Genomic DNA, 11,775 nt, shown 5'->3' on the forward strand with positions numbered 1-11,775 from the left:
TGCTCGCTCTGTGGTAGAATTCGCCGCCTTGAGATCAGGGGAGAAACAGATGCGTATCGCGTTGGGTATCGAATATGACGGCAGCGGCTATTATGGTTGGCAGCGCCAGGCGGAAGTGGATTCAGTTCAGGGGCAGTTGGAGCGGGCCTTATCCATGGTCGCCAATGAGCCGATAGCACTGCAATGCGCCGGTCGCACCGATGCCGGGGTACACGCCACCGGGCAAGTGGTGCATTTTGATACTTCTGCCGTGCGTAAAGAAGGCGCCTGGACCCTGGGCGTCAATGCCAATCTGCCGGACAATATCGCGGTGCGTTGGGCCAAAGAGGTGGATGACAGTTTTCATGCCCGCTTTTCGGCAACCGCTCGCCGCTACCGCTATATTATCTACAACCACAATTTCCGTCCCGGCATTTTGCGTGGTGGCGTCAGCCATTATCACGGCGATCTAGACGAACAGAAGATGCATCAGGCGGCTCAGTATCTGCTGGGCGAGCGCGACTTCACCAGTTTCAGGGCGATCCAATGCCAGTCGCGCACCCCGTTTCGCAATGTGCACAGAGTCAGTGTGACCCGCCAGGGTATGTATGTGATAGTGGATATCGAAGCCAATGCCTTTTTGCATCACATGGTGCGCAATATTGTCGGCTCGCTGCTGGAAGTGGGGCTTGGCAATCAGCCGCTGGATTGGCTGGGACAGTTGCTGGAGCTCAAAGACAGAACCAAGGCTGCCCCCACGGCCAAACCCAATGGCCTCTATCTGGTGCATGTCAGCTATCCTGAGCAATATCAACTGCCCAAGTTGGCCATGGGCCCACTGTTTATGCCGGACTGAAACCGTTAGCATGCTGTTGCCGCTACGCTTTTGCTTGCGGCAACATCAAGATTTAAGGGAAGAATCAAATGTCGCAATCATCCGCTCATCCGCATCAGCTACCGGGAGCCAACGCTCCTTTGTCTGTTTGGCTGGACTACCTGCTGGCCATTCATCCGACCGAAATCGATATGGGGCTCGAGCGGGTCACCCAAGTTGCGGCCAGGCTCGGGGTGCTGTCACTGGGCAGCACCAAGGTGATCACTGTTGCCGGTACCAATGGCAAGGGCAGCACCTGCCGTATGCTGGAGCAGATCATGCGCGCGGCGGGTTATCGGGTCGGGGTTTACAGCTCACCCCATATCATCAATTACAATGAGCGGGTGCGAATAGACGACGTCGATGCACCGGATAGCGACTTTATCTCGGCCTTTGAAACCATAGAAGCGGCCAGGGGCGACACCTCGCTGACCTTCTTTGAATATGCCACGCTGGCCGGGTTACTGCTGTTCAAGCAGGCCAAGCTGGATCTGGTTATTCTGGAAGTGGGCCTGGGAGGCAGGCTGGATGCCACCAATATCATAGATGCCGATGTCAGTGTGGTAACCGCCATAGATCTTGATCATCAGGCGTATCTTGGTGACACCCGGGAGTTGGTTGGCCGTGAGAAAGCCGGCATCTTCCGTAAGAACCGCCCGGCGATAGTGGGCGATGCCGAGATGCCTGCCAGCGTAGTTGATGTTGCCAATGAAAAGGGCGCCTTACTCAAGGCGGTGGGGCAGGCATTTTCCTACAAGCAAACCCGCACAGGCTGGGATTTTTGCGGTGAGCACTGGCAGTTTGCAGACTTACCCAAGCCGCAATTACCTCTGCCCAATGCCGCCACCAGCTTGGCGGCGCTGGAACAACTCTGGCCTGAACTCTCCGAAGCGGCGATTCGCTCAGGGCTCGCCAGTGCCAGGCTCAGTGGCAGAATGGAGCATATCAGTGAGGTGCCGCTGATTATTTTGGATGTGGCGCACAATCCCCACGCGGCCCGCTATCTGGCGCAAAGGCTGGATGAACTGCAGGCCAAGGGGCGAGTCTATGGCGTTTGCGGTATGCTCAAGGACAAGGATATCGAGGGCGTGATGCAGGCGCTGGCGCCTAGCATAGACAGCTGGTTGTTGGTGACGCTGCATAATGAGCGTGGTGCCGATGCCGGCCGTTTGCGAAAAGCCCTGCCGGATGGCTGTGACGCCCAGGAATTTGAACAGATGCCGGATTGCTGGCAATACCTCAAACCCAAACTCGGCGCCGAAGATGTGGTAATTGTCTTTGGCTCCTTTTACACTGTTTCGGGCTTTAAAGCGCTTATCTAATTGACTGGAAGGAAGATATTTTGTCGACTCAGTTTCATAACCGTCTGGTAGGTACCGTAGTATTGGTCGCTTTGGGGGTGATCTTTTTACCTGACATTCTCGATGGCAAGAAAGAGCGCCAGCAAGAGCAGTTCACTGAAATTCCGCTGCGGCCGGATACCGAATCCCAATTGGCGGAGCCGGGCGAGTTTGAAACCCTGGATGTAGCCGAGACTCTGGACTTGGCACAGGAGACAGACGAGCCTCAGGTTGAAGTCGAACCGGCGGCGCCCGAGGTGAAGGCTACCGAAAACAGTGTTTCCAACACCGCCCAATCCAAGCCACAGGAGGTCAAAAAGACTCCTGAACCCAAGGCCAAACCCCGTGATGCGGCCTGGACTTTACAGCTCGGCGCCTTCAGTAACGCGGCCAATGTCAAAGCCCTGGTAGCCAAATTGCGCAAGGCCGGATTCAGCGCCTATACCTTGCCGGACAAGCCTGTGGACGGAAAGTTGACCCGGGTGTTTGTCGGTCCGGATGTCTCCAGTGATCGCATCAAACAGCAGCAGAAGAAGGTTGAAGAGTTGACCAAACTCAAGGGTAAAGTGGTTCGCTATAACCCACAGGAAAGATGACAGTTTGCCCCGAGTCGGCAAGCAATTATTTACGCCCCGGGGGTGAGAATGCTTGCCTTCTCTGGTAGAATCCCGCCGACTTAAATCTTCACCGGATATTTCTACCCATGGTTTGGATAGATTACGCCATCATCATAGTTATCGGATTATCGACCCTTATCAGTCTGATCCGTGGTTTTGCCAAAGAAGCCATGTCGCTGGTGGTTTGGTTCGCCGCCTTTTTCATCGCCAGCCAGTTTTATCAGGACCTTGCCGTTCATATCACTCAAATCAATGATGAGGTGCTGCGAAACGGGGTTGCCATCGCCATCTTGTTTATTGTCACCCTGATAGTGGGGGCCTTGGTGAACTATTTGATCGGCCAGTTGGTCTCCAAGACAGGGCTCTCGGGAACGGACAGAATTCTTGGCCTGTGTTTCGGTGCGCTGCGCGGCGCATTGATAGTCAGTGCCATACTCTTTTTTATGGATGCCTTTACCGGCGCACCCAAAACCGATTGGTGGCAGGGTTCGCAACTGGTGCCCGAATTCGGGGTGGTTATCCAGTGGTTTTTTGACTACCTGGAAAATACCTCAAGCTTTGTACCCAAAATATAAAAAATACAATTATCAGAACATCTTACAATGAGGAAGCTTACCCATGTGTGGTATCGTCGGAATCGTTGGCCGCTCGGCGGTCAATCAGACCATCTATGATGCACTGACAGTGCTTCAACACCGTGGCCAGGATGCTGCAGGCATAGTGACTATCGATCAGAATGCCTTTCGCCTGCGTAAGGCCAATGGTCTGGTCAAGGACGTATTTGAACCCAAGCATATGCAGCGGCTGCAGGGCAACGCCGGCTTGGGCCATGTGCGTTATCCCACGGCCGGCAGCTCCAGTGCCTCTGAAGCCCAACCGTTTTATGTGAACTCTCCTTTCGGGATCTCTCTGGCGCACAACGGCAACCTGACCAATACAGTGCAACTGGCCGAAGGGCTGCGCAACAAGCGCCGCCATGTGAACACCACTTCCGACTCTGAAGTGCTGCTCAACCTGTTGGCCGATGAGCTGGACAAGACCGACAGCCTGACCTTGAGCCCGGATGAAGTGTTCGATGCTGTCTCCCGGGTGCACGCCGACACCCGCGGTGCCTACGCCGTGGTGGCCATGATTATCGGTCAGGGCCTGGTGGCATTTCGCGATCCTTTCGGTATTCGCCCTCTGGTGCTCGGCAAGCATGAGACAGCCTCTGGTACCGAGTATATGGTGGCCTCAGAAAGCGTGGCACTGGATGCCGTTGGTTTCGAAGTGATGCGCGATGTGGCTCCCGGCGAAGCCGTGTATATCACCACAGAAGGTGAGCTGTTTACCCGTCAGTGCGCCGAAGCGCCAAGCTATGCCCCCTGTATCTTCGAATTCGTTTATTTTGCCCGTCCGGACTCCACCATAGACAAGGTGTCAGTCTATGCCAGCCGGGTCAACATGGGTGCCAAGCTGGGTGAGAAGATCCGCAAGGAATGGTATGACCATGATATCGATGTGGTGATCCCTATTCCGGAAACCTCCTGTGATATCGCCCTGGAAATTGCCCGAGGCATGGATCTGCCTTACCGTCAGGGATTCGTGAAGAACCGCTATATCGGCCGTACCTTTATCATGCCGGGGCAGCAGGAGCGCAAGAAGTCGGTCAGACGCAAGCTCAATGCCATCAACGCCGAGTTCAAGGACAAGAATGTGCTGCTGGTGGACGACTCCATAGTGCGTGGTACCACTTCAGAGCAGATCATCGAGATGGCTCGTGAAGCCGGCGCCAAGAAGGTGTATTTCGCCTCGGCCGCGCCCGAGATCCGCTTCCCCAACGTCTACGGCATAGACATGCCAACCTCCAATGAGCTGATTGCCCATGGCCGTGATGCCGATGAAATCGCCCGTCTCATTGGCGCAGATGGCATCATCTTCCAGGATCTGAGCGACCTGGTGGAAGCGGTGCGAATGGAAAACCCGGATATCAAGCGCTTCGAAACCTCAGTGTTTGACGGCCACTACATCACCAAGGATGTGGATCAGGCCTATCTGGATCATCTAACCCAGCTGCGTAACGACGACGCCAAGGCCAACCGCAATAAGGATATAGGTACCAACCTGGAGCTGCATAACGTCTGCCATCCTTGATAAGTACTCTCTGATAAAGCCAACCCTTGAGGTTGGCTTTTTTCTGTGCCAGTCAGTATGCTGAGCCTCGACTGTTGATGGTGCAGGGAGAGAAGCACAATGGATAAGTACCGGGAAACCGTGGCCACCTTTGACAAAATGGCACTTCCCTATCGGGATAAGTTTGCCGGCAACGATTGTTATGACTCGGCCCATAACCGTTTTGCCTCCTTGCTGAAGCAGTATCAGGCCTGTGCCGGACGGCGCCTGCGGTTACTGGATATAGGCTGTGGCCCAGGGCATGTCAGCGGCATGTTGGCAAAAAGGGTGCCTGAGCTCGAGATAGTGGGTATAGATGCGGCGCCGGCCATGGTGGCGCTTGCCGGTGAATTGTTGCCCGAGGGACGTTTTTATCGGCTGGATAGCCGCGAGCTTGGTTGTCTTTCGTCGCTGCTTGAAGCTGATGCCGTGCAGGCTATCGCAACCTTAGATGTGCCTGAAAGTGCAGCTACGCCCCTAAGCCTAGGGGTTTCTGATGGCTTTAATACCCTTGATGACTTTAATGCCCTTGATGGCTTAGACACGCCAGAGGGTTTTGATGCAATACTTCTGCTCTTCATTACGCCTTATCTTGAACGTCAGGATGTGATTGCCTTACTGCAAGACTGCCGTGCGCTACTGAATGACGGCGGGCTCCTGTATCTGGCCTCCATGGAGGATGACTATCAAGAGTCCGGCTATCAAAGCTCCAGCGCAGGAGACAGGGTATTTATCCACTATTATCCCGAAGTGTTTTTCGTCAGTGAGTTGGCCGCGGCCGGGTTTGAGCTTATCGATAGTCTGCGTAAACCCTATCTGGAGCAGGGCGAGGTCAAGGCCACAGATCTGTTTCTCTACGCCAAAGCCGTGTAAAAACAAAGGCGCTTCAGAGGCAGATAGCGCCTGGGCTTTCAGGTAAAACGCTTATTTTGCCCGCTACTTTTTGTTCACTACTTTTTATCACGACTATTGGCTCGTGACTTTTTCTCGTGAATTTGTCTCGCGATTTTTTCTCGTTGCCTTTTCGCGTAACTTTTTTCTCAGTTAGCGAGCCGTTTTGCGAATAAACTCCAGCAGGCGGTTGTTGGCGGGCATGGTCCTGGCAAAGCTCAAGCCCCTGGGCTGCGGCCAGCATCAGGATCCACTCTTGATCGCGAATGCCGCTTTGCGGATCGCGCTGCCGTAACATGGCATCGAACACCCGGTTGGAGTCGCTGCTGTAATCGCCTCGATAGTTGAAGGGGCCATAGAGGCAGAAACGGCCGCCGCTTTGCAATACTTTGCCTATGCCGGTAAACATCGCCTCCACCATGGGCTGGCTCATGATATGCGCAGTATTGGCGCTATAGATGGCATCCGGCGCCGGCTCAGTTGCCGACTGCGGCCAGGGTGAGCACACCTCCAGAGTGATCACCTCGGCCAGGTTACTCGCCGGGAGTTTGGCATGCCAGGCGCGGATCCCATCCAGATACTGGGGTTGATCGCTGCATTGCCACACCAGGTGCGGTAACTGCGGGGCAAAGTAGACCGAGTGCTGACCGGTACCACTGCCTATCTCCAATACCCTGCGGCAGCCTGAGAATGCCTGTTTGAGTATTTTGAGTATCGGCTCGCGGTTGTTTTCACAGGCTTGGGAGAAGGGCGCGGGTATCGAAGACATAAAAGATTTCCTGCAATCTTGCCGTCGTGACGGCTGAGTGAGTCTGGTGTTTTATCGTACTGACTTTATAACATCGCCAGAGGTTTAAATCATGGCAAGACTAATCTGCAAAGAAGCATAAAAAAGCGCCCCTGAGGGCGCTTGGGTCGTTTTCAGTCTCAGTTGACAGCCTTATTGGGCAGGCTTGAGATCTATGCGGTAGACGGCAAAGCCCAGCTCATCGGTACTCAGCTTGGTCATGGTCCTTTGCTGGTTGGCCTGGATGAAGTTGGCGGCCTTGTCACTGTCCTGGGTCGCAAAGCGGATATCCAGGGCAACAGCCGTATCTATACTCTTGAAGTCCCAGTTATAGTCGGCCGTGGGGTTGACCATGGCGTCATACTTGTCGGTTTCAGGATTGTATTTGGACTGCTCTGTGATATAAGCCGCCAGAGCTTCACGGTTGGTGTCCGGCAGTTCCAGTACCACGTGCTCGCTTCCGGTGCCGGCAAACTTTCCGCCAAAGGCGCGGTAGTTGTTGGAGGCGACGATAAATTCCTTGGCCGCCAGGTTTTCACCTGTATAGACATTGCCTTCGCTGTCGGTGAAGGCCAGATCCACAATTCGTGAGGCATCGGCATTGACCAGAGCGCAATCCCGGTCGTATTTGCTCGGCTGTGTCACGTCTATCTTGTAGGACACGCCATCGATAACATCAAAGTTGTAGGTGGGGTGGTTATAGTTCACCAGCTCCTGCGGCTCAGTGCTGGCAGGATCTATCTGGTTGAACTGGTTGGCTGAACACTCGAGCCAGTCTTTCAGCTCGGCGCCGTTTAGCTTAACCGCTACCATAGTGTTGGGGTAGAGGTAGAGATCGGCGGCGTTCTTGAAGGTCAGCGGCCCTTTGTCCACCATTACATACTGATCGGCATCACTGGTGGTGCTATGGCGGCCACCGGCCTTGAACGGCGCGGCTGCAGAGAGCACAGGCAATGACTTGAGTGCTTCCGGCAGCTTGGCCTTGACGTTGGCTATCTGGGCGTCGGAGACAATCTGCACAGTCGGGTCGTCCTGCACCAGCGTCAGGAAGCTGAACATGTCGGCGGCGGCTACCCCGATTGGCTGCTCGACAAAGGCGATGGTGCCCTGGTGTTCGAGCTCAACCGCATCGTGAATGTCCTTATCGGCTTCCACCAGAGGCGTCTTGTTGGCACCGTCATAGATAGGGCGGGCCTCAGTGCGGGCCGAGAGTACAGTCCACTTGCCGTCTTTACGTTGCAGTTTGAAGTCGACCAGGCCCATGTTGTCGCCCCAGCGACCCGGCATCACGGCGGGGACACCGTTGAGCAGGCCTTTTTCCACATCTGTGTTGGGCAAGTCGGCATAGCGGGCATCGGGGAAGATGGAGTGGCTGTGGCCGAACATGATGGCATCAATGCCGTCGACATAGGTGAGGGCATAGGTGGCGTTTTCGGCAGCAGGATCGCCTGGGTTTTCGGTGGAGCCAATGCCTGAATGCGGAATGGCGATAATGATATCGGCGCCTTCAGCCTTCATTTGCGGCACAAATTTCTTGGCGCTCTCCACTATGCTCTCGGCGCGTACCTTGCCGGTGAGGTTCTGCTTGTCCCACAGCATAATTTGCGGAGGCACAAATCCTATATAGCCAATCTTGAGCTTGTGACTGTTGCCGTCAGTGTCCTTAACCTCGGTTTCCTTGATAAGGTAAGGGGTAAACAGGTTGTCACCTTTCTTGAGTCCCTTCCAGCAATCATCGGCATCACAATAGACGTTGGCGTTGACATAGGGGAACTGGGCGCCGGCGAGGGATTTCTCCAGGAAATCCAGGCCGTAGTTGAATTCGTGGTTGCCTATGTTACCCACGGCATAATCGAGCAGGTTCATCGCCTTGTAGGCGGGGTGCACTTCGCCATCGGCGATACCGACCTTGGCCATAAAGTCGCCCATGGGGCTGCCCTGCAGCAGATCGCCGTTATCGACCAATACTGTGTTGGTGACTTCTTTACGGGCGGCATGGATCAGGCTGGCGGTACGGGCCAGACCTATAGTAGGGTCTTCCTTACCGCTGTAATAGTTGTAATCCATGATGTTGGTGTGCAGATCTGTGGTTTCCAAAACCCGCAGATCCACGCTCACCGTTGGCTCATCCTTGTTGTCACTGCCACAGGCACTGAGACCCAATGCGGCGGCAACCGCCAGTGTTACTAATGTTTTAGTTTGCATTGTTTACTACTCTTGGTTTTTATTATCGACCCCGGGAGATTATCCCGTCCATCATCCGGTTAAATCACTGTTAATCATGTGATTAATCTGGTTAACCAAGGCGCAGTATACCCAAAGGCGGCGACACTTATGTGACATCGGCCGTTAAAAACGGGTGACAATTTGTGACAAGTGGCAAATAAATGTCCGTTGACTGTCCCGGTTGTTCAAAACTTGTTCCAGTGACCGCAAGAGGCCCAACTTTGGCGCTGGATTTCTGCTCAGTCATGTCGGCCCCTCGGGGGAGGGCAGAATTTCTTACAGTTAAGTCATTGTCCAAATAGCGGAAGAGTTGTTAAGGTAATGGCGGGAATCAACAGGGCTGTTGCCCCGCCGAGACAGGTGTCCCGGGTATTCAATCATAACTAAGCAATAGCCTGCCGTTAATGGAGTCAAGATGCGTAAGACATTAATCGCCACCGCCATAGGCGCTGCACTGGTGCTGAGTGCCTGTGCCGAACAGCAAACCAATGAAACCGTCAGCAATGCCCCGGCCAAAGAAGCGAGCCAAAGTATGCCAGAGGCAAAAAGTACCGAACAAACAGCAAGCAATGTGCTGCTCAGCCCAAGTCCGCTGCAGTATCATGCCCCGCAGTTCGACAAGATAAAAATCGCAGACTATCTGCCGGCCTTTGAAGCCGGGATCAAGGAACACAACCAGCAAATTGCCGGCATAATCAACAACAGCGAAGCCGCTTCGTTTGATAACACCATAGTGGCGATGGAAAAGACCGGCGCCATTCTCAATCGTACTTCCAGGGTCTTCTTCAATCTGGCCGGGTTGATCTCCAACGATGAGTTTCAGGCCATTCAAGGGGAAATCGTTCCCAAGCTTACCGAACACAGCGACAATATTTTCCTCAATCCCAAGTTGTTTGCCCGGGTTGAAGCTGTCTACAACCACAAAGATAGCCTGAGCACACAAGATCAGCGTCTGGTGGACTTCTATTACAATCAGTTCGTCCGTGCCGGCGCCAAATTGAGCGAAGCCGACAAGACCCAAATGCGTGAGCTCAACGGTGAGCTGGCCACATTGTCGACCGAGTTTTCGCAAAACATTCTCAAGTCGTTCAAGGATGATGTGATCCTGGTGACCGATAAGGCGCAGCTCAAAGGCTTGAGTGAGGATGAGATAGGCGCCCTGGCCAACGCCGCCAAGGAAGCGGGTAAAGAGGGTTACCTGATAAGCCTGGTGAATACCACCCGCCAGCCACTGCTGTCGAGCCTGGAAGACAGAGGCCTGAGAGAGAAAATTTGGCAGACTTCGTCCAATCGCGCCATGGCCAGCAATGGTCCTATCGTACTCAAGCAGGCACAGTTGCGCGCCGAAAAGGCAAAACTGCTGGGTTATGAAACCTGGGCTGACTATGTACTGGCCGATCAGATGGCCGGTAATCCGGATGCGGTATTTGCCATTTTGGATGACCTGGCACCCAAGGCCGTTGCCAAGGCTAAGGCTGAAGGCAAGGATATCCAGGCGCAAATCAAGGCTTCCGGTGCCGACTTTGAGCTGCAGCCATGGGACTGGGCCTTCTATGCCGAGCAGGTTCGCAAGGCCAAATACGATCTGGATGAGAGCCAGATCAAGCCCTACTTCGAATTCAATACCGTGCTGAATGACGGCATGTTCTACGCCATGCAGAAGTTCTACGGCATCACAATGAAAGAGCGCAAGGATCTGCCGGTATGGCAGGAAGATGTCCGCGCCTGGGAAGTATTCAACGAAGACGGCAGCTCCATCGGGCTCTTCTATCTGGACCCTTACGCCAGAGTAGGCAAGAACGGCGGCGCCTGGATGGATGAGTACGTGACCCAAAGCTTCCTTTTGGATAACAAGCCTGTGGTGTACAACGCGCTCAATATTCCCAAGCCGGCCGAAGGTCAGCCTACGCTGATGACCTTTGATGAAGTGACTACCATGTTCCATGAATTTGGCCACGGCATTCATGGTTTGTTCTCGCAGGTGAAATACCCAAGCCTTGCTGGTACCGCTACTCCAAGGGACTTTGTTGAGTTCCCATCCCAGGCCAACGAGGATTGGGCCACAGATCCGGACGTTTTGGCTCACTATGCCAAACACTACAAAACCGGCGAGCCAATTCCGCAAGCCTTGCTGGAAAAAGTGCGAGCAGCGGCTACCTTCAACCAGGGCTATGACACGGTTGAGTATCTGGCCGCAGCGCTGCTTGATATGGAGTGGCACTCCCTCAAGGCCGGTGAACAAGTGGCGGACGTTAAATCCTTCGAAGCCAAGGCCCGTGCCAAACATGGCCTGGATTACGCGCCTGTGTTGCCACGTTACCAGTCGACTTATTTCAGCCATGTATTCGGTGGCGGTTACTCGGCCGGATATTATGCTTACCTGTGGACCGAAGTGTTCGCTGCCGACGCCTTTGCCCATACCATGGCTGAAGGTGGCCTCAAACGAGCCAATGGTGACAAGTATCGTCAGGCTATTCTCTCCAAGGGGAACAGTGAGGATCTGATGCAGGACTACATCCAGTTCCGCGGCCAGAAACCCACAGTGGATGCGCTGCTCAAGCGCCGAGGCCTGGTAGACTGAAACCTTTGATAACACCCGCCATTTGGCGGGTGTTTTTTATTGTTACCCCAAAACCACCTCCTATGGAGGTGGTGATCGTCAAGTCGGGGCTCAGCCCGAAGAGTGCCCATACTGCATACTGACTCGGTTTGTTACCAGCAAATCAAGGAGTAAGCAGTATGAGCCGATATGAAAGTGCATCGCACGTCTTCTATCGCTGTCAGTATCACATTGTATGGACGCCAAAGTATAGACACAGGATCTTGAAGGGCCGAGTTGGGCAGGAGGTTTGTCGCAGTATTTATATCTATAGCGGCATGAAGAAGTGTCGGATAGTAGAGCTAAATGTC

General features: G+C 54.1%; 9 protein-coding genes and 1 pseudogene. 8 read left to right on the forward strand and 2 right to left on the reverse strand.

The features are described 5' to 3' along the window. Positions 1–49 precede the first annotated feature (49 nt). The 6 genes from truA (at position 50) to N512_RS0118105 (ending at position 5,834) form a co-directional block, all read left to right on the forward strand. Complete coding sequence (gene truA / locus N512_RS0118080; RefSeq protein ID WP_025010463.1) at positions 50–835, forward strand: tRNA pseudouridine(38-40) synthase TruA; 786 nt, start codon at positions 50–52, stop codon at positions 833–835. A gap of 68 nt (positions 836–903) precedes the next feature. Then, positions 904–2,175 carry a bifunctional tetrahydrofolate synthase/dihydrofolate synthase gene (folC, locus tag N512_RS0118085; protein ID WP_028781223.1) on the forward strand — a complete coding sequence of 424 codons (1,272 nt, stop codon included), beginning with the start codon at positions 904–906 and terminating at the stop codon, positions 2,173–2,175. 20 nt (positions 2,176–2,195) lie between these two features. Next, complete coding sequence (locus N512_RS0118090) at positions 2,196–2,789, forward strand: SPOR domain-containing protein (RefSeq protein WP_028781224.1); 594 nt, start codon at positions 2,196–2,198, stop codon at positions 2,787–2,789. Positions 2,790–2,896: 107 nt separating this feature from the next. Continuing rightward, on the forward strand, positions 2,897–3,385 hold the full coding sequence (locus N512_RS0118095; RefSeq protein ID WP_025889046.1) for a CvpA family protein: 489 nt from the start codon (positions 2,897–2,899) through the stop codon (positions 3,383–3,385). Between the two features lie 43 nt (positions 3,386–3,428). Next, complete coding sequence (purF, locus tag N512_RS0118100) at positions 3,429–4,943, forward strand: amidophosphoribosyltransferase (RefSeq protein ID WP_025889048.1); 1,515 nt, start codon at positions 3,429–3,431, stop codon at positions 4,941–4,943. Between the two features lie 99 nt (positions 4,944–5,042). Then, entirely contained in the window at positions 5,043–5,834 is a 792-nt protein-coding gene (locus tag N512_RS0118105) for a class I SAM-dependent methyltransferase (protein ID WP_028781225.1), read from the forward strand. Between the two features lie 171 nt (positions 5,835–6,005). On the opposite strand, the pseudogene N512_RS23355 reads toward N512_RS0118105, so the two are convergent. Both N512_RS23355 and N512_RS0118115 read right to left on the reverse strand, forming a co-directional pair. Continuing rightward, positions 6,006–6,621: pseudogene (locus N512_RS23355) on the reverse strand (DUF938 domain-containing protein). A gap of 171 nt (positions 6,622–6,792) precedes the next feature. After that, positions 6,793–8,844 carry a bifunctional 2',3'-cyclic-nucleotide 2'-phosphodiesterase/3'-nucleotidase gene (locus N512_RS0118115; RefSeq protein WP_028781226.1) on the reverse strand — a complete coding sequence of 684 codons (2,052 nt, stop codon included), beginning with the start codon at positions 8,842–8,844 and terminating at the stop codon, positions 6,793–6,795. 436 nt (positions 8,845–9,280) lie between these two features. Here N512_RS0118115 and N512_RS0118120 point away from each other — a divergent pair, with 436 nt between their 5' ends. After that, on the forward strand, positions 9,281–11,446 hold the full coding sequence (locus tag N512_RS0118120; protein WP_028781227.1) for a M3 family metallopeptidase: 2,166 nt from the start codon (positions 9,281–9,283) through the stop codon (positions 11,444–11,446). A gap of 158 nt (positions 11,447–11,604) precedes the next feature. After that, positions 11,605–11,775: transposase (locus N512_RS24200; protein ID WP_197021473.1), on the forward strand; the 171-nt coding region annotated here is incomplete at its 3' end.

The sequence above is a fragment of the Shewanella sp. 38A_GOM-205m genome (assembly GCF_000518445.1).
In the GTDB taxonomy this organism is placed as follows: Bacteria; Pseudomonadota; Gammaproteobacteria; order Enterobacterales; family Shewanellaceae; genus Shewanella; species Shewanella algae.

What these genes read in the sequence shown, in the direction of transcription:
- N512_RS0118115 (WP_028781226.1), bottom strand. Translation starts at nt 8,844, where the DNA reads ATGCAAACTAAAACATTAGTAACACTGGCGGTTGCCGCCGCATTGGGT.
- N512_RS0118105 (WP_028781225.1), top strand. Translation starts at nt 5,043, where the DNA reads ATGGATAAGTACCGGGAAACCGTGGCCACCTTTGACAAAATGGCACTT.
- folC (WP_028781223.1), top strand. Translation starts at nt 904, where the DNA reads ATGTCGCAATCATCCGCTCATCCGCATCAGCTACCGGGAGCCAACGCT.
- N512_RS0118120 (WP_028781227.1), top strand. Translation starts at nt 9,281, where the DNA reads ATGCGTAAGACATTAATCGCCACCGCCATAGGCGCTGCACTGGTGCTG.
- truA (WP_025010463.1), top strand. Translation starts at nt 50, where the DNA reads ATGCGTATCGCGTTGGGTATCGAATATGACGGCAGCGGCTATTATGGT.
- purF (WP_025889048.1), top strand. Translation starts at nt 3,429, where the DNA reads ATGTGTGGTATCGTCGGAATCGTTGGCCGCTCGGCGGTCAATCAGACC.
- N512_RS0118095 (WP_025889046.1), top strand. Translation starts at nt 2,897, where the DNA reads ATGGTTTGGATAGATTACGCCATCATCATAGTTATCGGATTATCGACC.